Annotated in this window: 25 protein-coding genes; 11 read left to right on the top strand and 14 right to left on the bottom strand. The window is 59.6% G+C overall.

Going from position 1 to position 24,232, the window contains the following annotated elements; all coding sequences use genetic code 11:
- Window position 1: 1 nt before the first annotated feature.
- Entirely contained in the window at window positions 2-1,252 is a 1,251-nt protein-coding gene (locus J5278_RS06455) for a sarcosine oxidase subunit beta family protein (protein WP_209184472.1), read from the bottom strand.
- Between the two features lie 418 nt (window positions 1,253-1,670).
- On the opposite strand from J5278_RS06455, the gene J5278_RS06450 reads away from it, so the two are divergent.
- Both J5278_RS06450 and J5278_RS06445 read left to right on the top strand, forming a co-directional pair.
- Window positions 1,671-2,474: an Abi-alpha family protein gene (locus tag J5278_RS06450; protein WP_209184473.1), complete on the top strand. Its 804-nt coding sequence runs from the start codon at window positions 1,671-1,673 to the stop codon at window positions 2,472-2,474.
- 229 nt (window positions 2,475-2,703) lie between these two features.
- On the top strand, window positions 2,704-3,435 hold the full coding sequence (locus J5278_RS06445) for a polysaccharide deacetylase family protein (RefSeq protein ID WP_247749776.1): 732 nt from the start codon (window positions 2,704-2,706) through the stop codon (window positions 3,433-3,435).
- Here J5278_RS06445 and J5278_RS06440 read toward each other — a convergent pair.
- Window positions 3,407-4,252 carry a glycosyltransferase family 2 protein gene (locus J5278_RS06440; protein WP_209184474.1) on the bottom strand — a complete coding sequence of 282 codons (846 nt, stop codon included), beginning with the start codon at window positions 4,250-4,252 and terminating at the stop codon, window positions 3,407-3,409. The two genes, J5278_RS06445 and J5278_RS06440, sit on opposite strands and share 29 nt — an antisense overlap.
- Window positions 4,253-4,614: 362 nt before the next feature.
- Here J5278_RS06440 and cysQ point away from each other — a divergent pair, with 362 nt between their 5' ends.
- The 4 genes from cysQ (at window position 4,615) to J5278_RS06420 (ending at window position 7,284) form a co-directional block, all read left to right on the top strand.
- Window positions 4,615-5,409 (top strand): 3'(2'),5'-bisphosphate nucleotidase CysQ, encoded by a 795-nt coding sequence (gene cysQ, locus J5278_RS06435; RefSeq protein WP_209184475.1) that lies wholly within the window; start codon window positions 4,615-4,617, stop codon window positions 5,407-5,409.
- Window positions 5,410-5,545: 136 nt separating this feature from the next.
- Entirely contained in the window at window positions 5,546-6,586 is a 1,041-nt protein-coding gene (locus tag J5278_RS06430; protein ID WP_209184476.1) for a DUF2793 domain-containing protein, read from the top strand.
- A gap of 23 nt (window positions 6,587-6,609) precedes the next feature.
- Entirely contained in the window at window positions 6,610-6,795 is a 186-nt protein-coding gene (locus tag J5278_RS06425; RefSeq protein ID WP_209184477.1) for a hypothetical protein, read from the top strand.
- A 213-nt stretch (window positions 6,796-7,008) separates the two neighbouring features.
- Window positions 7,009-7,284 carry a DUF1153 domain-containing protein gene (locus tag J5278_RS06420; protein ID WP_111222512.1) on the top strand — a complete coding sequence of 92 codons (276 nt, stop codon included), beginning with the start codon at window positions 7,009-7,011 and terminating at the stop codon, window positions 7,282-7,284.
- A 25-nt stretch (window positions 7,285-7,309) separates the two neighbouring features.
- Here J5278_RS06420 and J5278_RS06415 read toward each other — a convergent pair whose 3' ends face one another.
- Window positions 7,310-7,780: a paraquat-inducible protein A gene (locus tag J5278_RS06415; protein WP_209184478.1), complete on the bottom strand. Its 471-nt coding sequence runs from the start codon at window positions 7,778-7,780 to the stop codon at window positions 7,310-7,312.
- Window positions 7,781-7,960: 180 nt separating this feature from the next.
- Window positions 7,961-8,311, bottom strand: a complete 351-nt coding sequence (locus J5278_RS06410; RefSeq protein WP_111222510.1) for a flagellar export protein FliJ — start codon at window positions 8,309-8,311, stop codon at window positions 7,961-7,963.
- 439 nt (window positions 8,312-8,750) lie between these two features.
- Here J5278_RS06410 and ctrA point away from each other — a divergent pair, with 439 nt between their 5' ends.
- The gene (ctrA, locus tag J5278_RS06405) at window positions 8,751-9,452 is read left to right on the top strand and encodes a response regulator transcription factor CtrA (RefSeq protein ID WP_111222509.1); all 702 of its coding nucleotides are present in this window, start codon (window positions 8,751-8,753) and stop codon (window positions 9,450-9,452) included.
- Between the two features lie 117 nt (window positions 9,453-9,569).
- Here ctrA and J5278_RS06400 read toward each other — a convergent pair whose 3' ends face one another.
- Together J5278_RS06400 and chpT are read right to left on the bottom strand one after the other, a co-directional pair.
- A complete protein-coding gene (locus J5278_RS06400) occupies window positions 9,570-9,932 on the bottom strand; it encodes a PleD family two-component system response regulator (protein ID WP_209184479.1) in 363 nt (120 codons plus the stop codon).
- 110 nt (window positions 9,933-10,042) lie between these two features.
- The gene (chpT, locus tag J5278_RS06395) at window positions 10,043-10,690 is read right to left on the bottom strand and encodes a histidine phosphotransferase ChpT (RefSeq protein ID WP_209184480.1); all 648 of its coding nucleotides are present in this window, start codon (window positions 10,688-10,690) and stop codon (window positions 10,043-10,045) included.
- Window positions 10,691-10,968: 278 nt separating this feature from the next.
- Between chpT and J5278_RS06390 the strand changes: the two genes are divergently transcribed.
- Together J5278_RS06390 and J5278_RS06385 are read left to right on the top strand one after the other, a co-directional pair.
- Window positions 10,969-11,481: a DUF1134 domain-containing protein gene (locus J5278_RS06390; protein ID WP_224127810.1), complete on the top strand. Its 513-nt coding sequence runs from the start codon at window positions 10,969-10,971 to the stop codon at window positions 11,479-11,481.
- 116 nt (window positions 11,482-11,597) lie between these two features.
- Window positions 11,598-12,788 carry a hypothetical protein gene (locus J5278_RS06385; protein WP_209184481.1) on the top strand — a complete coding sequence of 397 codons (1,191 nt, stop codon included), beginning with the start codon at window positions 11,598-11,600 and terminating at the stop codon, window positions 12,786-12,788.
- Here the strand turns inward: J5278_RS06385 and J5278_RS06380 are convergent.
- Both J5278_RS06380 and J5278_RS06375 read right to left on the bottom strand, forming a co-directional pair.
- The gene (locus J5278_RS06380) at window positions 12,785-13,615 is read right to left on the bottom strand and encodes an RNA methyltransferase (protein WP_209184482.1); all 831 of its coding nucleotides are present in this window, start codon (window positions 13,613-13,615) and stop codon (window positions 12,785-12,787) included. The genes J5278_RS06385 and J5278_RS06380 overlap by 4 nt on opposite strands.
- Window positions 13,616-13,626: 11 nt before the next feature.
- Window positions 13,627-14,001 (bottom strand): hypothetical protein, encoded by a 375-nt coding sequence (locus J5278_RS06375; protein ID WP_142823525.1) that lies wholly within the window; start codon window positions 13,999-14,001, stop codon window positions 13,627-13,629.
- A gap of 38 nt (window positions 14,002-14,039) precedes the next feature.
- Here J5278_RS06375 and J5278_RS06370 point away from each other — a divergent pair, with 38 nt between their 5' ends.
- Window positions 14,040-15,065, top strand: a complete 1,026-nt coding sequence (locus J5278_RS06370; protein ID WP_209184483.1) for an RluA family pseudouridine synthase — start codon at window positions 14,040-14,042, stop codon at window positions 15,063-15,065.
- A gap of 292 nt (window positions 15,066-15,357) precedes the next feature.
- On the top strand, window positions 15,358-16,266 hold the full coding sequence (rpoH, locus tag J5278_RS06365) for an RNA polymerase sigma factor RpoH (protein ID WP_111222501.1): 909 nt from the start codon (window positions 15,358-15,360) through the stop codon (window positions 16,264-16,266).
- Between the two features lie 88 nt (window positions 16,267-16,354).
- Here rpoH and J5278_RS06360 read toward each other — a convergent pair whose 3' ends face one another.
- The 6 genes from J5278_RS06360 to J5278_RS06335 all read right to left on the bottom strand — a co-directional run bounded on the left by J5278_RS06360 (window position 16,355) and on the right by J5278_RS06335 (window position 24,218).
- Window positions 16,355-18,730: a hypothetical protein gene (locus tag J5278_RS06360; RefSeq protein WP_209184484.1), complete on the bottom strand. Its 2,376-nt coding sequence runs from the start codon at window positions 18,728-18,730 to the stop codon at window positions 16,355-16,357.
- 60 nt (window positions 18,731-18,790) lie between these two features.
- Window positions 18,791-20,089, bottom strand: coding sequence for an adenylosuccinate synthase (locus tag J5278_RS06355; protein WP_142823528.1), 1,299 nt, complete (start codon window positions 20,087-20,089; stop codon window positions 18,791-18,793).
- Between the two features lie 231 nt (window positions 20,090-20,320).
- Complete coding sequence (locus tag J5278_RS06350) at window positions 20,321-21,013, bottom strand: aspartate/glutamate racemase family protein (RefSeq protein WP_209184485.1); 693 nt, start codon at window positions 21,011-21,013, stop codon at window positions 20,321-20,323.
- Window positions 21,014-21,017: 4 nt separating this feature from the next.
- Entirely contained in the window at window positions 21,018-21,860 is an 843-nt protein-coding gene (locus tag J5278_RS06345; protein ID WP_142823530.1) for an ABC transporter permease, read from the bottom strand.
- 1 nt (window position 21,861) lies between these two features.
- Window positions 21,862-22,761 (bottom strand): ABC transporter permease, encoded by a 900-nt coding sequence (locus J5278_RS06340; RefSeq protein WP_209184486.1) that lies wholly within the window; start codon window positions 22,759-22,761, stop codon window positions 21,862-21,864.
- A 158-nt stretch (window positions 22,762-22,919) separates the two neighbouring features.
- Entirely contained in the window at window positions 22,920-24,218 is a 1,299-nt protein-coding gene (locus J5278_RS06335) for a PotD/PotF family extracellular solute-binding protein (protein ID WP_209184487.1), read from the bottom strand.
- Window positions 24,219-24,232: the final 14 nt, after the last annotated feature.

Below are 24,232 nucleotides of genomic sequence, written 5' to 3'. Positions count from 1 at the left end.
CTCAATGCAGGTTCGGCTGCGGGCCCTTGCCGCCTTCGTCGATCTCGAAGCCATGGGCGAAGCGGTCGAGCCGCAAAAACCGGCTGACGTCGTGGGTCTCGTTCCGGGCGATCAGATGTGCAAAGCAAAAGCCGGAAGCTGGCGTCGCCTTGAAGCCGCCGTAGCACCAGCCGCAGTTCAGATAGAGATTGTCGATAGGCGTCCGGTCGATGATCGGCGAACCGTCCATGCTCATGTCCATGATGCCGCCCCAGGCGCGCAGCACCCGCACGCGCGACAGTCCGGGGATAAGCGACACCCCCTCCTCCAGCGTATGCTCGACCGTCGCAAGGTTGCCGCGCTGGGCATAGGAACTGTAGCCGTCGATATCGGCGCCGAACACCAGCCCGCCCTTGTCCGACTGCGAGATATAGAAGTGGCCCGCACCATAGGTGATGACATTGTCGATCACCGGCTTCAGCCCCTCGGTCACGAAAGCCTGCAGCACATGGCTTTCGATCGGCAGGTCGAGATCGGCCATGCGACCGAGCGTCGAGGTATTGCCAGCAGCAGCCAGTGCCAGCTTGTTGCAGCCGATGAAGCCGCGCGTCGTTTCGACCCCGGTGACCTGACCGTTTTCCCGCCGGATGCCGGTCACTTCGCATTGCTGGATCAGATCGACGCCGCGCGTATCGGCGCCGCGCGCATAGCCCCAGGCAACCGCGTCATGGCGGGCCGTTCCGCCACGCTTCTGCAGCAGACCGCCGAGGATGGGGAACCGGGCCTGGTCGTAGTTCAGGTATGGCATCATCTTGCGGACTTGCTCGCGGTCGAGCAAGTCGGCATCGACACCGTGCATCCGCATCGCATTGCCGCGCCGCGCATAGGCGTCGCGCTGGCCGTCGGAATGAAACAGGTTGACGATGCCGCGCTGGGAGACCATTGCATTGTAGTTAAAGTCCTGCTCCAGACCTTCCCACAGCTTCATGGACAGCTCATAAAACGGCTCGTTGCCAGGCAGCAGGTAGTTCGAACGGATGATGGTCGTGTTGCGACCGACATTACCGGAGCCGATATAGCTCTTCTCCAGCACGGCGACATTGGTGATGCCATGCTCCTTTGCGAGATAATAGGCCGTCGCCAGCCCGTGCCCGCCGCCGCCGACGATGATTACGTCGTAGTGCGGCTTAGGCTCCGGCGTCCGCCAGACCGGCTTCCAGTCACGGTTGCCGGTAAATGCCTGCTTCAAGATGTTGAGTGCTGAATAACGCATGCGATGTCCCAAACTCGATCCCGTCAGACATTCGCACATGCAGCAAAAACAACAAGCCTCCGAAGGACCTAAAATTCGCTGATAAGGACATGATCCCTTTTCTGACCTCAGAGGCGCTTGGACAATACCTTGGGGTCCATCCATACTGCATTCGGTTCAGATTATGGCAAGAAACTGCATCCATCAGAGATTAGCCTGTCTCATTGCAGGACACGCTTCACCAAGAAAAGCGGAGGACATTCCTGAAGCTCGACAAAGCGGCCAACCGCCTTGCACAACGCGCGTGAGAACGTGCGGCTGAGAACGCTTGCGGCCCTAATCGTGCGCTTATTTTCGTCGACTGAAAGAATAAAAGACATTTGATTGAATTGCCTGATTTGCTCTGCAATATGTAGGCTACGAATAAGGGGAACTGAGGATGGCGGACCCGAATGAAGTTGTTAATGCAGCAGTAGCTGCCGCGAATGCAGCGGCATTTGTGGTTCCAAAAACTGTTGAACAGATCGACAAATTCGGTGCTGACGTTGTTAAGACCGTTCGCCTTCTCACGTTCCCCTTCCAGTTCACTGGAGCGCTACAGGCTCGGTTGGAGAGTTACATCGAGCGGGCGATACGCCAGGTTCCAGAAGAGCGGCGCATCGAACCGGTAGAATCCATAGCATATCCCATCGTGGAAAAGCTTCGATTTCAGACCGAGCATGATCCAATCACGAAACTGTATATTCAGCTACTTTCCAGGGCTATGGACCGAGAGCGGGTTGGAGATGCCCATCCTGCATTTTTCAGCATCATCACGCAGATGGCTCCTGATGAGTTGATATTCCTTCAGGATTTCGCCAGCCGAGACGAGACGCTTATAATGTCGCCCACTGGCCAGAAGATCTACCCCGACCCGGCACGGAGACGGGCAAGGCTGGATAGAAGCGAGATATCAGCGGACATTAGGCGGGAAGTGGAGGATCGCACATTCAGCTACGAGGCTCTAAGCCAGCCAGAGATGTTCCCAGTCTATCAGGAGCATCTGCAGCACCTCGGACTGATTGAATATTGTGGCAATAGTGCATATCACCCGCCGCTCGAATTAAAGCAGAGCGACTACTACGAGTTGTCGGTGTTCCTGATGAAGATCACCCACTTTGGCGGCATGTTTCTAAGGGCCTGCACCAATGGAAACTCCAGTTCCGCTGCCAGCACCGACACATCCAATGGCCCGAATTCTTAAGTGGAATTCTCAGCAAGCATTTGCGTCATTAAGGAACCTTTTCAGGGTTTCGTGCGGTCACCCCCACATTTGCCGAACCGAAGATTAATCATGCGCCACAAAATAGAAAACGCATTCATAGAATTCCTAGCCGTGGAAAATCAGCATTATGACGCGAATTTCACATTACCGCTTACCAATCCCCGGTGCCTTGAAGTAAACGACGGATCTCTGAAATTGGTATCGTGTCATGAATACTGTCGTACCCGGCAATAAGGCGAGCAATCGGAGCTTCCCGATACTCATGTATCATCACATCGCCGATGCTCCGCCGCGCGGGGTGGGGTCGCGATATATGTTCGTCAGCAAGCGGCGTTTTCGAAGCCAGATGCAGGCCTTGAAACTGCTTGGCTATACCGGCTGCTCGATGGCGGAACTGGGCCTCTACATGTCGGGCGAGAAGAAGGGCAAGGCGGTCGGCATCACCTTCGACGACGGCTACCGCAACGTTCATCACAATGCCCTGCCGGTTCTGGCCGAGTTCGGGTTCACCTCCACCACCTATTTCGTCAGCCGCCAGGTCGGCGGCTACAACAAGTGGGACGAAGGGAGGATGCCAGTCGACCCTTGCATGACAAAAGAAGAACTCCGGGAATGGATGGCTGGCGGCCAGGAGGTGGGTGCCCATACCCTCGATCACGCCCGTCTGGGCCTGCTCGGCGAGGCCGAGGCACGCGAGCAGATGGCAGGCAGCAAGGCCGAACTCGAGGATATCAGCGGCAGCGCGGTAACGGCTTTCAGCTACCCGTTCGGAAGCCATAATGATCTCGTCGTGGCAATCGCCCGAGACAGCGGCTTCCTGACGGCAACGACCACCATCAAAGGCAAGGCAAACGCCAGCCTTGACCAGATGCGCCTGCCACGCGTCACGGTGCGCCGAAAGGATATCGTTCCTAAATTTCTCTGGAGCCGGATTCTGTAACGAGCCGGATTTCAGTCGCTTCATTCGCCTCGGGCGCTGTGTCAGTCCAATAGGACTGGCCCGCAACCACCTGCTTGACGATATTGCGCTCTTTCCTCCAACTCCGGCCGATATCCTCGATGTAATAAGCATCGATCTCGCCGACGATCAGGTTCCGATATTGCGCTGCATAGCGCTCCAGCGGGCGGTTGACCCCTCGGCAAAATTGCTTTTCCGGATCGAGAGCGAAATCCATCAGTTCGGCAGACCGGTGAGCGAAGGATCCCCTGAGAAAGGATGGCCCCGTCAGAAATGTCGGCTTCTTCTGGCCGATGGAGCATTTTATGCCAATCAGCCGGAAGTGCTTCAGGGCGTAGCAGAATGACCCATTTTTACGGACATCCCATCGCTTGTTGGCGTGATTGAAGCTGATCTGGCCGATCCATGGGTAGTCTACGAAGGCATGCAGGTGATCCGGGCGAACAGGGCGATTGAGAAGCCAGTCGTCTTCCAGATGGAGGATGACGTCGGTTGAACTGGCCAGCCAGTTACTGGCGACAGCCTTCGCGAAATTCGGCCGCTCGGGAAGAGAGATCAAGGCATTCGGGTCATACTGGCGAATGATGGCTATGCATCTATCTTGATCCGCCTCGCTCCCGAACAGCGGATCGATATTTGCAATGATCCTGCGTATCCTGAAGGCACTGAACAGATTTGCGTGGAAAGACCGAAGTGTCCGCTCCAGCAAATCGGGGCGACGCGTTGCAACAATACAGACGTCGATCCACTTCAATTCTGCTGGCATAACAGAAGTATTGTACTCTTCCTGCTGATACATTTTCGCATTTCTCGTAGAGCAAAATAAAATTTTCTTATTCTATCGATCGCATAGATCGAATGGACCTTCAGAAGTGCGGTGAAAAACTTTTATGTTTTAAAATTTAAAATCATAGAAATCAAATGATACTCTCAAGTTTATTTATATATTCGCGAATTTTTTCAGTCATTTTTTTGTAAAAAATCTAAAATTAAGTTTCACCTCATAAAGTAAAAACAATAAGGTATTTTTCGATAGTGAAGCGAAGCTGATTTTTACTAATATTTTTGGCAACAGGATCTCACTCGCCCATGGCGAGTTGAGGCTGCCGCTGCCCAAGCACTCCCTTGGCACCGAGACGAAGGATGGCGTAAAAGAGGAGCATGCTTGCAGTATTTGAAAAAGCCGCGTTGGAAGCGGGTCAAGCCATTCTGGCCGTCTACCGCTCCGGACATGCGGTGACCCGGAAACTCGACCTGTCGCCCGTAACTGTTGCGGATGAGAGGGCGGAGGTGATCATCCTTGCCCATCTTGCGGCGGCTTTTCCGGACATTCCCGTCATCGCGGAAGAGGCAGTGGCCGCCGGCTACAGTCCGGCAACCGGCACGACGCCGTTCTTCCTTGTCGATCCGCTCGACGGCACACGTGAATTCATCGAGCATCGCGACGAATTTACCGTCAACATAGCCTATATCGTTGACGGCAAGCCTGTTGCCGGAATCGTCTATGCCCCTGCCCTCGGCGTCGCCTTCACAGGCGAGGACGGCGTGGCTGAAAAGCTGGTGGTGGATGCCGACTTCAGGATCGCCAGCCGCACGCCGATCACCGCGCGCCAGGCTGGTAAAACGCTGACGGGGCTCGCCAGCCGCTGCAACGGCAACGACCGAACAGACGGTTTTCTCTCCGACAACGCCGTCAGTGCTTGCACGATGATCGGCTCATCGCTGAAATTCTGCCTGCTCGCCGAAGGCAAGGCGGACGTTTATCCGCGTTTCGCAAGGACGATGGAATGGGACACGGCCGCCGGCGATGCCGTGCTTCGCGCAGCAGGCGGAACGACAGTCACCCTCGATGGCAAACCGCTCGGCTACGGCAAGCGAAACCAGCCGACCGACAGCGACTTCGCCAACCCCGACTTCATCTCATGGGGTGCACGGAATGCAGTTTCGGGGGGATAAACCGTCTGGAAAATCCAGCAAAAACAATGCCGACTAGCGTTTTTCATCCCCGCACTCTCCATCGGCTTTAAACTCGACGGTGAATGACGCCGGCAAGCTGACCTGAAAGCTCCGGCCCACACCGCGGGAGATGCCAATGTCAGACCAGACCGCTAACCTATCGCTACCCTATATCCTGCCATCCCAGGCTCAAAAGCACGTCACCCATAACGAAGCGCTGCAACGGCTGGATGCCATCGTCCAGCTCGCCATCACCGCAACCCGTTCATCGCCACCGCCCGACCCCATCAGCGAGGGCGACTGCTATCTCGTCGCGTCGGCGGCGACAGGCATCTGGTCAGGCAAATCCGGACAATTGGCTCTCAGGCAGGACGGAGCCTGGATTTTCCTGCAGCCGCGCACCGGTTGGCGCGCCTGGTTCACGGCCGACAACCGCCTTCGCGTCCTCGAAGGCGGCACCTGGAGCGAAATGAGCCTTCCGTCCGAGGGCACGATGTCTGCGCTCGGCATCAATGCGTCCGCCGATGCCACCAACCGCCTCACCGTCAGCGCGGCAGCAACGCTGTTCAACAATGCCGGCAACGGCCACCAGATCAAGGTCAACAAGAACTCTTCCGGCGACACTGCCTCACTGCTCTTCCAGACCGGTTGGTCTGGGCGCGCGGAACTGGGACTGGCGGGCAACGACAGTTTCTCCATCAAGGTCAGCCCGGACGGTGGGACATGGCAGACCGGGCTGTCAGTGTCGCCGCAGGGCATCGTCGACATGCCGCAACAACCGGCCGCGCGTGCATCGCTCGCCGTCGGCGCGCTGACACCGTCGAGCGGCAGTCAGACCGGCTTTACACAGCTGAGCGCAGCGCGTGGCGGCTTCGCACTCGGTACCAGCCTCGGTGGCAGCCTCGGCAATCGCCTCGTGGTGCCGGTCGCCGGCCTCTATCTTCTGTCGATGAGCGCAAGCATTCTCACCTCCGGTGGGCATTCCGCCAGCCTTGTCGCCAACGGCAGCACCACGCTTGCCACTACCAGTGCAGTGGCGAGCAGCAACCCGTTTCGCCACAGTGGCGTGGGATTGGCCACCCTTAACGCTGGCGATCTGCTGACCTTGCTTCATTCCGGCACGGCGCAATACGATTTCGGCGCCGGTAAAACGGAGATAACCATAGTCCGGCTTTGAGAAATTAACGGAGGGGCCGGCAGATGCAAAAACTGCCGGCCGATGGCGCGGCTGGCGCTGGACGTATCCTCCGACCTCGCCTCCACACCGGAAAGTACGCCCAGTGGCCCACCGGTTTGCGCCAATCTGTGAGAGATCAGCTGGATGCCATTGAAAAAATACAAAATAATTTCAGCTGTTCGCTGCTGCTCAAAAACACAAAATACTGAATTAGCGACTTAAAAGAAATGCCGAGAATCAGCCAGTTTCTGCGCGAACGTAAGGACTTGGCGGCGATCAGCGACGATTGGAACGCCGCCGCAAATCAATTCGGCGCCACACTCCGTAAAATTGTTATCAAAGTGTTACTGAGGGCTTAGTCAATTTTTAAATGTGGCGAGATACAGTCCTGGAAGTGGTCTTGAGTGTGTGTAGAGAGTCCAATGACCGAAATGATACGTCCCCGGGTGAAATACGTCATCGGCCCCGATGGCAGCCCCCTTACGATTGCTGACCTGCCACCGCCCAATACGCGGCGCTGGGTCATCCGCCGTAAAGCAGAGGTTGTCGCGGCTGTGCGCGGTGGCCTGTTGAGCCTGGAAGAAGCCTGTGACCGTTATACGCTGACGGTCGAGGAGTTCCTGTCTTGGCAGTCCTCCATCAGCAGCCACGGTCTTGCCGGCCTGCGCACCACGCGCATCCAGCAATATCGCCACTGACGCGATAACCTGATCTTCGCAGAACCTATTTTTTCGGGCCCGATCCATTCCTCAGTAGGAAATGGAGGAGGCCCGAAATTATTGTCGAGCCCGCGTAAAACCAGAGACCGGGCTGCGTGAAAGCGCTCGCCAGACCACTGGTCTTGGCAGCCGCGATGACAATTGCCACCAGCATCACATCCATCATCGACCAGCGCGAGAGTTGCGGAACGACCCGCTCGAAAAATGCCCCGCCTTCGCCCCTGCCATCGCTGGACAGGGCCTCCATCGCCAGGGCCACGAGCTTCACGATCGGCAACCCGATCGACACCACCGCCACGACAGCCGAAAGCACACCGTTGCCGCTCTGCCAGAGCGATGCGACGATGGCAAGCAACGACGGCGTCTCGCTGAAAAAGTAGAGCCGGTCGAAACGCACCAGCGGCAAGACCAAACCGAGGGCCAGGAAAAATGGCGCCGCAATCAGGAGAACGGCCCTGACGCTCCTGATGTCCATGACCCGACCCCTCCAAGACGATGCTGCGGGTGCAGCGATAGCCTGAAGCCGGCCCGGGGCGCAACTGTGCCCCGAATGTCGAACCGACAGAAAAACACCAAAAGCCGTGCATGGCTGGCCACCAGGCCAGTCATGCACGGCTCTTCGCGGTGACTTTCACAAACCCCAGCGAAGATGCGATCAGGCGCGGGCTCTCGCCCCACCGTCACGCTCTTCCAGCGCTGCCGCCTTGGCATACTCGGCCTGCATCTCTTCGAGAGTGCTTTCCAAGGCCTCCTCCTGCGTCCGCAGTTCCCGGATCGAGACCTGCAGGTTGTCCGCACGCTGCCGCGCAGCCTTGGCAAAAGTCGGATAGGCAAAGTGGTTCGGGTCCGTAATTCCGGACTTTTTCTCTTCCAAGACGATCTGGCTCTCCAGATCCTTGGTCATCCTGTCGAATTCCGCTGTCATCATTTGCAACTGCTGCAACTGGCGACGTTTTTCGTTTACCTGGAACTCTTTCAGACGGACTAGGCTCTCACGTGACTTCATACGCATTACTCCCGTGATGAGAGACCCCGGATCTCTACACATTACCCGCCCACGTCGATTTGAATCGCAATGGGACAAAAAAATTCCGGCGGCGTTAACAAAAAGCTACCTCTGGTAACCTTTCGTTTACGGGCATCGTTAATGATAGGCCCTATCATTTAAGGGTCGGTAAATACCTCGGACGAAATCGAAACAAAGGCATTATCGATTCAAAAGAATCAGTTGGCTTATTTTCTTAATGTAGAAGTTAAGAAAATCAGAATGCTGATTTACGTGGAAAATCAGGGAAGTGAGAAAAATATTTAATAAAGTCGATACAGCTTGCCAGATGGAATCAGAATTTGTTAACCATTCCGTGGCAGCTTTCAAATCAGGCAGTGGTTGAATCGGTATCGCGTAGGAGGCTTTCGACCTTTCGGCGGCGGTAAAGGGGAATATTATGCGGGTTCTACTCATTGAAGACGACAGCGCGACAGCGCAGAGCATCGAATTGATGCTCAAATCCGAAAGCTTCAACGTCTACACGACCGACCTCGGTGAAGAGGGCGTGGATCTTGGCAAGCTGTATGACTATGATATCATTCTACTCGATTTGAACCTTCCAGACATGTCTGGCTACGAAGTTCTTCGTACGCTGCGTCTGTCGAAGGTCAAGACACCGATCCTCATCCTTTCCGGTATGGCCGGCATCGAGGACAAGGTTCGCGGTCTCGGCTTCGGTGCCGACGATTACATGACAAAGCCGTTCCACAAGGACGAACTGGTCGCTCGCATTCATGCGATCGTCCGTCGCTCCAAGGGTCACGCCCAGTCGGTCATCTCGACGGGCGAACTGATTGTCAACCTCGACGCCAAGACCGTCGAAGTCGGCGGCCAGCGTGTCCACCTGACCGGCAAGGAATACCAGATGCTGGAGTTGCTTTCGCTCCGCAAGGGTACGACCCTCACCAAGGAAATGTTCCTGAACCACCTTTATGGCGGCATGGACGAACCGGAACTGAAGATCATCGACGTCTTCATCTGCAAGCTTCGCAAGAAGCTCGCCAATGCGGCCGGCGGTGCGAACTACATCGAAACAGTCTGGGGCCGCGGCTATGTGCTGCGCGAACCGGAAAGCAGCAGCTACGCCGAAAGCGCCTGAGCTACCCGACGGAACCCGACCACTGCCACATATCAAAAATCCCGCCTCGGCAACGAAGCGGGATTTTTAGTGGCAATCGTTGGGGTGAAGGAGATCGGAAACTTGCCTGCTTGATCCTCAGGCGGCGATGGCGCGGTTGCCGAACACGGCCGTCAGGATCTTGCGGTCGAATGGCTTCAGCAGGAAATCTGTCGCCCCTGCCCGCTTGCCGGCCATCAGCTTCTTGAGATCGGCTTCGACGACGCAATAGTAGATCTTGACGTCCTTGCCCTCAGGCATGGCGCGGATCGCGGCGATAAGCTCGAGCACGCCGTCCATGCCGGCATCGACGATCATGTAATGCGGAATACCGGATTCGAAGCGGCTTAGCGCCTCGTGCGCGTTCGATGCCTCGCTGACAAGGAAATCGAGCTCGGACAGGATGCGCATGCCGACCTTGCGCACGACGTCGGATGTGTCGGCTATCATGAACCGCTGCATGGGCAACTCCTTTGCATCGAACCACCGTCCAAGGAACGCGTCTTCGCGAAAGACGATAGTGGCTCGACGCTAAAGAAATCGTTACTTTTCCCCGTCAGCGCAACGCAGGGTTAAGCCGTCCGCATCTCTGCGACGTAGGTTATCTCTTCGGCCGTTGCGGTGTAGGTGATGTCCATCCCGCTCTCGTCGGCCAGCAGCACCGTGTAATAGGGCTGCACGGAATGGGCATCGATCGCTTCCTCGATGACACCATTGCAGATCTCGGCGAATTTCGCCGGAACGCGCATTAGCTTGCCCTTGACGACAAGTGTGAACTTCGCGTCGAATTCTGGATTTTCGAGCGTCACGTCGATAGTGCCGCCGCGCGGGATGGACGCATAGGCGACCAGGAACAGGTTGAGAAGCAGCTTGACGCGATTCTTGGCGACAATCGCCCGCGGTCCGTTCCAGACGACGGTTGCCTTCTTCTCGGCCTCGGCGAAATCCTTGGCGGCGCGCTCGGCTTCGCCCGTATCGATGGAAGCACCGACAGACCCGGATGCACCGAAGGCGATGCGCGCAAACTTCAGCCGTACCGAGGCATTCAGCGCGCTCGTGCGGATGAGATCCATGGCATCCGCGTCAGCGCCGCCCTCGTCCAGCAGTTCCAGTCCGTTGTTGATGGCGCCGACGGGCGAAATGACATCGTGGCAAACGCGGCTGCACAGGAGCGCGGCCAGATCCGTCCCATTCAAAGTCAGATTCGGATTTCTTGACATTCATTGTCTCCTGTATGCCGGGCGAGGTTTCGTGACCTGAGATTGCCACGGCAAGTTTGCACGGGGATTACCAGTTTCGGCATCTGTTGCGCCATAAAGACACCATATTTGGTAAACCGATTGTTAAGAGGATCAACGCAAAATGCGGCCATCGTCGGGCGCATGCTTTGCGCCCACTGAGATGAACGGATGAGCCTATGCGCAATCAAATCCTACGCAGACTATTCGGCCTCGGAATGGTGGCTGCGTTCGCCGCCCTCGTCAGTGTTTCCTTGCCCATGCGCGCGGCGGAAGCAGCGCCCAACAGCGGCCAGTACACCGTTCAGGAGATCATCGACGCGGGCCATTCTTTCTTCGGCTCCACCAGCGGCGGCCTTGCCAAGGTTGTCGAGACCGCCTTTGAGCGCTACGGCCTGCCGAACGGCTACATTCTCGGACAGGAGGGCTCCGGCGCCTTTATCGCCGGCCTGACCTATGGCGAGGGCCAGCTCAATACCAAGAACGCAGGCGAGCACCCGCTCTACTGGCAGGGTCCATCGCTCGGCTTCGATTATGGCGGCCAGGGCACTCGCGTCATGATGCTGGTCTACAACCTTGCCAACACCGAAGCGATCTACACGCGCTTCGGAGGCATCAGCGGCCAGGCATTCGTGATCGCCGGCGTCGGCATGACCGCGCTGAAAAACAACAACATCGTCGTCGTGCCGATCCGCACCGGTATCGGTGCCCGTCTCGGCCTCAACCTCGGCTATCTCAAGGTCACGCCGCAACCGACCTGGAACCCGTTCTGACCGGGCGATCCCTACCGCGATATTAACTGCGCACAGACATGAAGCTTGCCCAATGGCAGGCTTCCTGCTTAATTTCCACCTCCGCTCTATGCCCAAGTACAGGTGATTGCCGCGCCGTGATACAATTTGCGCTACTGTTCGGTTTAGGCTTTCTGACGGCGGTGATCCTCGTATGCATGGTGGCGCCCGCCATCCATCGCCGCATCGTCCACTTCACGGAAAAGCGCCTGCGCGCCACGATGCCCCTCAGCGCCCAGGAGGTGCGTGCCCAGAAAGACATGGCACGGGCCCTCTATGCCGCAGAAAATGCCAAGACCGAGCAGGCCCTCTCCCGTCAGCGGGAAAAGAGCATCGCTCTTCAAATCGCGCAGGAAGTTGTGAAAAAGGAAGCCGGGCGTCTGGCGACGGAAAACGAACAGCTGCATGCCCAGATAAACGATATGAGCGTGGAGGCCAGCGACTTGCGCGCGCGCCTGCGCCGCGAGGAGAGCAACATCAGCCAGTTGCGGTCGGCCCTGCGCGTTTCCGAGCTGGCCCATGCGGAGAAGGAAGCGGATCTCGACAGCCTGCGTAAACGCATCGACAGGATGGCGGTCGATGCCGACAACACGAAGATCGACCTTGCCGCGCGCGAAGCAGAGATCGAGAACCTGCGTGTCCGCTTCAACGGTCTTCGCACCGAAAGGGATGCGGCGCGCAGTGAGCTCGAGACCTTTACGAGGCGCGCAACCGAAGCCGAGATGCGTCTCGGCGAGGAGCAGAACAAGGTAACCCGGCTCGAGGAAAAACTGAGCCGCGAAGTCGCATCCAACGCCGACCAGCAAAACCTTATCGCGCGCCGGGTCGAAGAAGTGACGCGCCTCAAACAGAAACTGAAGATGGCAACGATCGACGCCAGGGAAGCCGCGAAGTCGTCGAGACGTGCGGCAGGACCTGTGAAGGTGACCGCAGCCGATGGGACGAAAAACGTGAAATCCACCAGTAACGCACCGGCTGACACTGACACCGTTGCTGATGACGCCGAACCCGCTTTGGGAGCCGACATCGCGGTGCTCGCCGACGACGCCCGCAATCGCAGCACGGCCCTCTCGGACAGGCTGCTCAAATCCCGCTCGACCGCCCAGGATGGGGCTCTGCGCGAAGAGATCGCCACCATCGCCGCCAGCATGGTGGCGCTTACGGCGCTTACCGAGGGCAAGCAGTCGCCCATCCATGCCTTGCTTGAGAAAAATGGAGAGAGCGACTGCGGCGACCGCAGGAGCCTTGCCGATCGCGCCTCCGAACTGCTCGAGAAACCGTCGGCCTAGATCCTCCCGGCAGACGATGCCATGGCAAACAGCGCAATGCCGGTGGCCGTCGCCACGTTGAGGCTGTCCAGCCCCGGCGCCTGCGGAATGCGCGCGGTCCGGAAGCGCGAAAGGATGGAGCGGGGCAATCCCTCCCCTTCCGTGCCCACCACCAAGGCCAGCCGATCCGATGGCGGCACAACGGCAATCGACGTTTCGCCGCGTGGCGAAAGCCCCCAGATGGCAAAGCCACGGGCATCGAGCGCGTCGAGAATGGCAAGATCGGAGCCGGCCCGACAATAGGGCAAGGTCAGCACCGAGCCGACCGAGACCCGCACTGCCTTGCGATAAAGCGGGTCGCAACTCGTCTCGTCGAGAAGAATACCGTCGGCACCAAAGGCCGCAGCATTGCGAAACATCGAACCGACATTGTCATGATTGGAAATGCCGCACCCGACCAGCAGCAGGGCCGATTTCGGCAGACTGTCGATGAAGGCAAGCGGATCGTCCGTGACTACACGGCGCCCGAGTGCAAGCACGCCACGATGCAGATGGAAGCCGACGATGGCATCGAGCACCGGCGCCTCCGCCACATAGACCGGCACATCACGCGGCAGCGCCGCGATGATGTCGGCAAGTCCCGCCGCACGGTTGCACAGCAACAGCACCTTTTCAGCGACAAAGCCGCGCTCGGCCCGGTGCGCGTCGGCCAGAAGCCGCAACACCACTGTTCCCTCGGCAATGAAGCGGCTTTCACGGCCGGTCAGGTCGCGCTCGCGGATATCGCGGAATTCGGCGATGCGCGGATCGTCGGCATCCGCGATGATGGTCAACCGGTCCTCGCTCATCGGGCTATCCGTCAGGGCGTCGGCAGCGAGACCGTCGAGACGATGCGGCCAACGCCATAGTCGAACACGATCGCCTGTCGCTGGCCGGATATGGTCACGCCGTAAAACAGCATCTGGTTGCCGGAGAGACTGACCGACTGCACCGAAAAGCCCGCCGGCAGCGCCACGGAGGACGAAACCGGAGCATCCGAAGGCACGCCGCTCGTCGCAACACCCTTGGCCGCCGGCCGCATCGCCTTGTAGACAATGGCACCGAACACCGCCATAAGGCTCACCACCATGACGGCACCCGAGACGATCATCAGCCGTACCATCTTGCGCCGCACATTTTCCATTGCCGGATCGAGAGGCTTTTCGTCCTGGTCGTCTGGCTTGAGACTTGTCATGAATACGTCCTGTTCTTGATCTCGCCGGAGAGAAGCGTTTGAACGACCCCTTTAAAGAAGCCGATGCCATTAGCAAAGTGCTGATCGCCGACGAAGCCGCAGAAGGCCGCCTCGATGCCTGGTTGACCGCGCAACTCGGCGACGACATTTCGCGCAGTCGCGTCAAGGTGCTGATCAAGGAAGGTGCGGTACTGCGCAACGGCGAACCGATGACCGATCCGCAGCGCAAGGTCCGGCCGGGCGAGCGTTTCGAGATCACCATGCCGGAACCGGAAGATCCGACACCCCAGGGCGAGGACATTCCGCTCGACGTGCTCTACGAAGACAGCGACCTCATCGTCATCTCCAAGCCCGCCGGCCTCGTCGTTCATCCCGGCGCCGGCAACTGGACGGGGACGTTGGTCAATGCCCTCATTCATCACTGCGGCGACACCCTGTCTGGCATCGGCGGCGTCCGCCGTCCCGGCATCGTCCACCGGCTCGACAAGGACACCACCGGCGTCATGGTCGTCGCCAAGAACGACATCGCCCACCGCCACCTGTCGGCACAGTTTGCCGATCACGGTCGGACCATGCCACTGGAACGGGCCTACCGCGCCATCGTCTGGGGCCGGCCGCGCCAGCTCAACGGAACGATCGATGCGCCGCTTGGCCGCTCGACCGGCGACCGGACGAAACGCGCCGTGCAAAAGCCCGACCGCGATGATTCGGACGAGGCGATCACCCATTACACGGTGCTCGAACGCTTCCACGAGCAGCCGGATGCAACAGCGCTTGCCGCACTGGTCGACTGCCGCCTCGAAACCGGCCGCACCCACCAGATCCGCGTTCACATGGCCCATATCGGTCACCCGCTGCTCGGCGACACCGTGTATGGCGCCGGCTTCCGGACCAAGGCGAACCTTTTGGCGGATGAACGCAAGGACATCGTCAGCCGCTTCCCGCGCCAGGCGCTGCATGCCTACCTGCTGCAGTTCGAACATCCGCGCACCGGCGAAATCCTGCATTTCGAAGCCGCTCTGCCCGACGATATGCTGGAGCTGGCCGAGGCTCTGCGCAAATAGTGGGTGGATCTGGACATCTGAGCGCGAAGAGCTTATAAAAGCGCTGATTGTTCAGGATCTTCGCCAGCATGCCGGTTATGCGCTGGATAATTTCGATATCGCCGATAATAATTGGCCTTTGGTGCATCTCACCGGTCACACATGCGTGACACAGTTCTTGAATCCCAGTTTCGTCATACTTATTTATAACTAGACTTAGTGCGGGGTCTGCCAGAACCGCACGTGCTGGCCCGCTTTTCGCCATGTTGAATGGCGTCTCGAAGGGGCTGGTTTCCAACAAGGAGGGTGCTTCATGGCCCGCAATAACTTGCCATCCATTACCGCCGGCGAGACCGGCCTCAATCGCTATCTTGACGAGATCCGCAAGTTCCCAATGCTGGAACCGCAGGAAGAGTACATGCTCGCCAAGCGTTATGCCGAGCACGCCGACCGTCAGGCAGCCCATAGACTTGTCACAAGCCATCTCCGTCTGGTGGCAAAGATCGCCATGGGCTATCGCGGCTACGGCTTGCCGATCGGCGAAGTCGTGTCCGAAGGCAATGTCGGCCTTATGCAAGCCGTCAAGAAGTTCGATCCGGAACGTGGCTTCCGTCTGGCCACCTACGCCATGTGGTGGATCAAGGCCTCGATCCAGGAGTACATTCTGCGCTCGTGGTCGCTGGTGAAGATGGGGACGACCGCCAACCAGAAGCGGCTGTTCTTCAACCTTCGCCGCCTCAAGGGCAAGATCCAGGCAATCGACGAAGGCGACCTCAAGCCTCACCAGGTGACCGAGATTGCCACGACGCTGAAGGTATCCGAGGAGGAGGTCATTTCGATGAACCGCCGCCTTTCGGGCGACGCATCGCTGAATGCGCCGATCAAGGCTGCGGAAGGCGAAGGCGGCCAGTGGCAGGATTGGCTGGTGGACAACCACGAGAGCCAGGAAGCGGTTCTGATCGAACAGGACGAACTCGAGACACGTCGCAACATGCTGGCCCGCGCAATGAGCGTGCTCAACGACCGCGAACGCCGTATCTTCGAGGCTCGCCGCCTGTCGGAGGATGCCGTGACCTTGGAAGACCTGTCGTCCGAATTCGATATCAGCCGCGAACGTGTCCGCCAGATCGAAGTGCGCGCCTTTGAAAAGGTCCAGGAGGCTGTCCGCAAGGACGCCCTCGACCGCGCCAAGGGCCTGCGCGTCGTGGAAGCAACTGCATAAGCATCCGGTCCACAGACCGGATGTGTTGAACTGAAAAAGGCGGGCCCGTTCGGACCCGCCTTTTCTGTGTGGCTTGGAAATCCGCTCGTTACTGGCCGCTAGGACCGGCGATAGCGGCCCATTCGCCAATAACCTTGTTGAAGGCGTCGGTGCCGGTCGTGCCCTTGTCCATGGTCAAGAGGGCGCGACGGCCGTTACGGTAGGTGATCGGAATGTCGATCCAGTTGCGGTTGCGCAAGAGGTCCAAATTGGTCTTGCGAGCATCCGGGAAGTCGTTCAGCGCCACCATGTGGAAATCGTCTGTGATCTTGGCCGGCACACCGATCAGCGCATCGCCACGATCCTGCTCGGTCGCCTTCATCGCAACGCGCTGGACGCTGTCGATGGCACCGCCTTCGAAATTCGGCGGCAGCGAGAATACCAGTTCGATCAGATGGCTTGCCGGCAGCGACGGGTCGCTGTTGCGCTTGAAGGTCACCAGCGCGGTCATGCCACGTTCGGGCACGTTGATGCTGCCCTGGACAGTCGGAGATGGCTTGCCATCGTCGCCCTTGTCCTCATGGACGCTCCAAGTCACCGTACCCTCGATCGCGGTCGGCGACGTCTGGCCAAGACGTTCTTCGTACAGGAACATCTTCTCACCCGTGCCGACAGTCGCCGTCTGCGTCGCTGCCGGCGGCGTAGCCGACGGAACCATTGCGGTCGGCTGTGCGGGAGCCGGCGTCGGTGCAGCAGCTGTCGGCGCAGGCGTTGGAGCCTGTGCCGGCGGCGCGGATGCGGGAGCCGGTACGGATGGATTGGCAGCAGCCGCAGCGGGTGGCGGCGTCGCGGCTGCGACATTCTGCTGGGCGATGGACTTGCCCTCGGCAGCGACCGGTCCACCTGGGACAGGAGGCACGCCTGCATCCACCTCGCTGCCATCCGCCATCAGGCGCTGGGTAAATTTGCTGTTGACGGTGTTGCCGTCGTCAACCGGTGGAGTTTCCGGCGTCGTCGGCTTCGTGGCGACAGGCGTGGTTGCTGCCGGTGTTGCGGTCTTGTCTGCGACCGTTGCATTTTTCGGTGCGGAACTCACCAGTCCGGCGACCATCTCGTTGAGCGCGGTGCGGTTCATCCAGGCGGCATAACCACCGCCGGCGACAACAGCGACACCAGCCAGAGTAAGGAGGATACCTGCGACGCCAAAGCGGCGGCGCTTCGGCTCCATGCGGTAGCTCTTGCCCTGAAGCCCGGCGACACTGACCTGCCCCAGATCCGACGGTACCGAATCGCTGAAATCGGTCTCGGCGGCGAATTTCTCGTAGCCGGAAAGCTCCTTGATCTCGTTCCAGCCGTCCGACTGCCCGGATTGAACGGCAGGTTTGGCAGCATTACCGTGAACATCGGCAAACAGGTCGACATCGTCGAAGTCACCGGCAGGCGTCGGCGCGGCCTGCTTGACAGGCGCAGGCTCTGCGACGGGACCGGATTTTACCGGCGGCAGATCGTCGAACGTCGCAGCTTCCCAGGCGACGTGTTCGCCAGCATCCGGCATGCGGGCGGAGGGATGTTCCTCAGCCGCAAAGCCGGCATCCGGTGGATAGTGAACGGGAATGGCCGTCGGTGCCGGCTGTCCGCCCGGTGCCGCCGTTGGCCACTCATGATGCGGCGAGCCAGCATCCTCTGGTTCCGGGGTTGCGGTTTTCGCCCAGACGTCGTCGAAATGGCCGGCATTGTCCGAATGAGCGGGATCGCTATGCGTCTCGGTGATGCCGTAGCCGGCGTGGTCGGCGGCATCCAGTTCCGGCGCCGGCTCGTGGACCTCGCGTGGGACCTCGTCGACGGAAGAGGAGTGATATGCCTCCGGCTCCGGCTGCCATTCGGCATGCACGGGCTCAACTGCAACCGGCTCGACCTGCTCACGATAGTGCTCGTGCTCGGGCGCTTCGTAAACGGCCTCCAGCGCTTCCAGAGGCTGCGGTTCCCTGTCCGCCTGCCAGTCATCTTCGGCGCGCCAATTATCGTCGACGGTCGGAGCGGTGTCCGGATGTGCACTCTCTTCTGCGTGGTGCACCTCGGCAGGCGCCACGGGCGCGGGTTCCTCGATATGTGTCGGTTCTTCCTGTGCCGCTGCCGGCTCTGACTGCACCGCCGGCTCTGGCTCCGGCTCTGGAACATGCTCCGCCACCGGTTCCGGCTGATGATATGCCTCGTCCGGCTGGGCGTGGAACTCCTCCGCGGCGGCTTCCTCTGCGATTGCAGGCGGCACTCCGGCTTCGGCATGCTCGGCCTCGACGTCGCGAATGGCGGCTTCGAGCTTCTCGAGCTGGCGCTGCAGCATCGTCTCCGGCGGTCGCGGCTTCATGCTTTCCAGCTGGCGCTGTACGGCACCGCGAGCGCGGGCATAAACTTTCACCCGCATTTCGGGTGTATTGTCGGACAAGCCATCTACGGCACGTCGGATGACTGCTACAAAATCCGCCATCAGTACTTTCTCGTGATGTCCAGCAGTAAGGCCGAACAGCGTTTTATCGTTGGCGCGACATTAATCCTCAAACGGATCAGTCACAAGTATGGTGTCGTCGCGCTCCGGGCTGGTCGAAAGAAGCGCTACCGGGGCACCGATCAGCTCTTCCACCTGTCGCACATATTTGATTGCCTGAGCTGGCAGGTCGGCCCATTTGCGGGCGCCGACGGTCGATTCTTTCCAACCCTCAAGCGTAATATAAACCGGCTCGACCCGGGCTTGCGCACCCTGGCTAGCCGGCAGGTGGTCGATCTGTACGCCGTCGAGCATGTAGCCCACGCAGATCTTCAGTTCTTCCAGTCCGTCCAGCACGTCGAGCTTGGTCAGCGCGATGCCGGTAATGCCGTTGGTGGCGACCGACTGGCGCACCAACGCCGCATCGAACCAGCCACATCGACGTTTACGCCCGGTAACTGTGCCGAATTCATGACCTTTCTCGCCGAGAAACTGGCCAATCTCGTCTGTCAGCTCTGTGGGGAACGGCCCTTCGCCAACGCGGGTGGTGTAGGCCTTGGTGATGCCGAGGATGTAACCGAGCGATCCCGGCCCCATGCCGGAACCGGCCGACGCCTGCCCTGCAACGGTGTTCGACGAGGTAACGAACGGATAGGTGCCGTGGTCGATGTCGAGCAGCGACCCCTGCGCGCCCTCGAATAGGATGCGCGCACCGCGACGGCGCTCCTTGTCGAGAAGAAGCCAGACGGTCTCGCGGAATGGCAGCACGCGGTCGGCGACCGACGTCAGTTCTTCCATGATGGTTTCGTGGCTGACCTCGGCAACGCCGAGACCGCGACGCAGCGCATTGTGGTGCGTAAGGATGCGGTCGACCTTGGCGGGCAGGGTTTCGAGATCGGCAAGATCCATGAAGCGGATCGACCGACGGCCGACCTTGTCTTCGTAGGCAGGGCCGATGCCGCGACGTGTGGTCCCGATCTTGGTGCCGCTGTTGCTCGCAGCATCTTCGCGCAGTGCATCGAGTTCACGGTGCAGCGACAGGATCAGCGTGGCATTGTCGGCAACGCGCAGGTTTTCAGGTGTGATCTTGACGCCCTGGACCGCGAGCCTGTCGATTTCGGCCAGCAGCGCATGCGGATCGACGACCACGCCGTTGCCGATGACGCCCATCTTACCCGGCCGCACGACGCCGGAAGGCAGCAGCGACAGCTTGTAGCTGATGCCGTCGATGACGAGTGTGTGGCCGGCATTGTGGCCGCCCTGGAAGCGGACAACGATGTCCGCGCGCTCCGAAAGCCAGTCAACAATCTTGCCCTTGCCTTCGTCACCCCATTGCGAACCGATCACGACCACGTTCGTCATTTGTCTCTTCCTGCTTCCTGCGCAAAGATGCGCCTTGCCCAAACCCGCGCATCTATAAAGCGTTGCTTTTCGGAAAGCGACCCCGTTGTCGGCGGAGATCGCGCTTTTGCAGGGCAAATCAAGAGGAACGACAACAGCCGGCTAGCGACTTCGCCGTGTCTTTGGCCAGTGAGGGGGATGACGGGACCGACGGAACTCTGGAACAGGGCTTGGAGCCTGGCAGGGTCCGGGTCACGCAACCTTGCGAAACGGACCAGCCTGCGAGGTCTGCAGTCCCAGCGCATGCAGCATTTCGGCAAGTTTTACCGCCGCAGCCACACCGTCGATCACGGGCACGCCGTGTTCGAGGCTAAGCTGCCGGGCAAGATCCGCCATGCCGGCGCAACCAAGCACGATGGCATCGGCATCGTCCTTCGCCAATGCGGTTGCAATCTCGAGCGAGATGGTGCGGCAGGCATCGGAGCCTTCACGCTCGAGTTCCAGCACCGGTACTTCGGAAGCCCTCACCCGGGCACATCGGAGACTGAAACCGTAGGCACGAACATTGTCCTCGATGACAGGCACCGACACGGACAGCGTCGTCACGACGCTAAATCTCGACGCAACCAGCGTGGCTGCATGAAAGGCCGCCTCGCCGATGCCGATCACGGGCCGCGCAGTTCGCCCGCGCGCCTCGTAGAGCCCGGTATCGTCGAAGCAGGCGATGATGACGGCGTCGAAATCCTCGACATTGGACCGCTCGATTTCATACAGCAGCCCAGGCAAGGCCGCCTCGCCGTCCTCGGGTCCCTGAATGCTGACGGGGCCGATAACGGGATTGCGGGCAACGACTTCCGTCCCCGGGCTTGCAACCGCCCGCGCCGCGATGCCGATCTTGTCCGTCATCGACGCCGTCGTGTTGGGGTTGATCACCAGGATCCGCATGCGCTCAGACCCCCTTGCCGGCATCCGAACCCACGGCAGCGCGCCGCCGGCTGACATACATGCCGATGCCGACGCAGGAGAGGATGATGGTGAAGGAGAACAGCGTCGTCACCGTGCCGAGCGCATAAAGAACCGGCGTGGTGACATTGGTGGTCATCCCATAGATCTCCAGCGGCAGCGTATTGAACGAGCCCGACGTCATCAGCGTCCGGGCAAACTCGTCGTAGGAGAGCGAAAAGCCGAACAGCCCGACGCCGATCAGGCTCGGCGCGATCATCGGCAGCACGACGTGGCGGAACGTCTGCCACGAACTCGCACCGAGGTCGCGCGCCGCTTCCTCATACGATGGCGAAAAACGGTTGAAGACGGCAAACATGATCAGCACGCCGAACGGCAGTGTCCAGGTCAGGTGGGCGCCGAAGGCCGAGGAGTACCAGGCCGGCGCAAATCCGAGCTGCTGGAAGACGACGCCGATGCCGAGCGAGATGATAATCGACGGCACCACGAGGCTGGCGACCGTTCCGTAGAAGACCAGCGATGCGCCACGGAACTTGCGCCGGAAGGCAAGACCAGCCAGCAGCGACACCACGACGGTCACGACCATCACCATAAGGCCGAGAAAGAAGGAGCGCTGGAAAGCCGCACCGAAATCACCGACCGACTGCTTTTCGAACAGGTTTGCGAACCAGTGGAACGATACGCCGTTGAGCGGAAACGTCAGCCCGCCGTCAGGCCCCTGGAAAGACAGGATGAAGATCGCCGAAAACGGCCCGTACAGGAACAGCACGAACAGGATGAAGAAGGCGGTGAGCACGTAGAACTCGAGAGGGCGTTTGTCGGCGTTCATCTCAAAGCTCCTTGCGGATGTCGACGACGCGCAGGATGGCGGCAACCATCAGCAGCACGAGGACCAGCAGCACCACGGCGTTGGCGGCAGCGGCCGGATATTGCAGCAGCGACATCTGGTTCTTCATCATCAGCGCCACCGAGGCACTCTGGCCTCCGGACATCACCTGCACGGTGGAGAAGTCCGCCATGACAAGCGTCACCACGAAAATCGAGCCGATGGCGATGCCGGGCTTGGCAAGCGGGATCACCACGTTCCAGAGGATCTGCCAACCGGTCGCCCCGGCATCGCGGGCCGCTTCGAACAGCGAGCGATCGATGCGCATCAGCGTGTTGAAGATCGGCGTCACCATGAACAGCGTGTAGAGATGGACCATGGCGAGTACCACGGCGAAATCGGAATAGAGCAGCCACTCGATGGGCTTTGGAATGATACCGGCACTGATCAGCGCAGAGTTGATCAGCCCGTTTCGCCCCAGCACCGGGATCCAGGAGATCATGCGGATGATGTTCGATGTCAGGAAAGGCACCGTGCAGATGAGAAACAGCACCATCTGCGTGGACGGCTTGCGGATGTGGAAGGCGAGGTAATAGGCAACCCAGAACCCGATGAACAGGGTGATCGCCCAGACGATCAGCATGAATTCTATGGTGTGGAGATAGGTCTTCCAGGTAACCCACGATTCAAGGCTGTCCGAATAGTTGGTGAGCAGCATCGCCGGATAGATGCCGGCAAAATCATAGTCCCAGAAGCTGACGACAGCGATCATCAGGATCGGCAGGATGAAGAAGAAGCCGAGAATTGCAAGCAGCGGCAGCGCCTGAAGATAGGACACGAGACCGAGCGGAACCGTCAAGTTGCGCTTCTGAGGCCTGTCCGTCGATGTCGTTGCTAATGCCATTATTCGGTGTCTCCGATTTTTCCTGATCTCCCCCCTTGTGGGGAAGATGTCGGCAGAGCCGACAGAGGGGTGATGGCCGCAGATCTGGAGTTTGCCGCACCGCCCCCCTTTGTCACTTCGTGACATCTCCCCCACAAGGAGGGAGATGAAAAGGTGCCTTAGGCAGCGATGAATTCGTTCCAGCGCTTTACCATGTAGCGGTCCTCGTCCATGACCGAGTTCCAGCAGGCGACGTGGCCCATGCGCTCTTCGAACGAGCCGCCGTCGCGGACTGCTCCGGCCTTCTCCATGACCTTGCCTTCAGGCGACATGATATCGCCCTGTGCCGGCTTGCCCTCGATCCAGTAGCCCCACTCGTCGGCCGTCATGAAGTTCTTGGCGGTGTCCATGCAGGCAGAGTAATAGCCCTGGCGGTTGAGGTAGCCGCCGACCCAGCCGGACGTGTACCAGTTGATGTACTCGTAGGCCGCGTCGAGTTCGGCGCCCTTCAGGTGCTTGGCAAGGCCGAGACCGCCACCCCACGAGCGATAGCCTTCCTTCAGCGGCTGGAACTTGCAGGCGATGCCCTTGGAGCGCACAGCGGCAACGGCCGGCGACCACATCGACTGGATGACGACTTCGCCCGAGGCCATCAGGTTAACGCTCTCGTCGAAGGACTTCCAGAAAGCGCGGAACTGGCCGGCCTGCTTGGTCTTGATCAGGAAGTCGATCGTCTTGTCGATCTCCGCCTTGGTCATGTTGCCCTTGTCGGCATATTTCAGCTGACCGGAGGCTTCCATGATCATGGCAGCGTCCATGATGCCGATCGACGGAATGTTGAGGATCGCCGTCTTGCCCTTGAAGGCAGGGTCGAGGATGTCGGCCCAGGAGGTGATATCGCGACCGACGAGGTCCGGCCGGATGCCCAGCGTGTCGGCGTTGTAGATGGTCGGGACCATCGTCATCCATTCGGTCGGTGTCTTCGAGAACTTCTTGGAGTCCGGGCCGTCGACGAAGCCGACAGTGTGCGGCGCCGTGCCCTGTGCGATGACGCTGTCGGGCTTCAGCTTGCCGGTGATGAAGAGCGGCACGATCTTGTCGAAGTATTTGAGCTTCTTGGTGTTCATCGGCTGCATCACGCCGGCTGGGTAGACCTTCTTGGCGATCCAGTATTCGATATCGGCGATGTCGTAGGAGTTCGGCTGGGTGACGGCGCGCTGGGCGGCAGCGTCCGAATCCGTTGCCGTCATCTGCAGCGTGATGCCGAGGTCGGCCTTGCACTTGTCGGCGATGGCATTGAGGTTCGACACGCCGGTGCCGAACTGGCGCAGCGTGATCGGGTTCTGAGCCCAGATGGTCGGGAAGCCGGTGACGAGGCCGGAGCCGACGACGGCGCCGAGCCCGGCAGCGCCGGTCTTCAGGAGATTACGGCGGGAAATACCCTTGGCCGGCTTGGTAGACTTTGTGTCCTTGGTCATGCTCAGTTCCCCTT

It is taken from the genome of Rhizobium sp. B21/90, from assembly GCF_019355815.1.
Classification (GTDB): Bacteria; Pseudomonadota; Alphaproteobacteria; order Rhizobiales; family Rhizobiaceae; genus Rhizobium; species Rhizobium rhododendri.
Note: the sequence above shows the minus strand (reverse complement) of the source record. Positions and strands in the feature narration are given on the sequence as shown.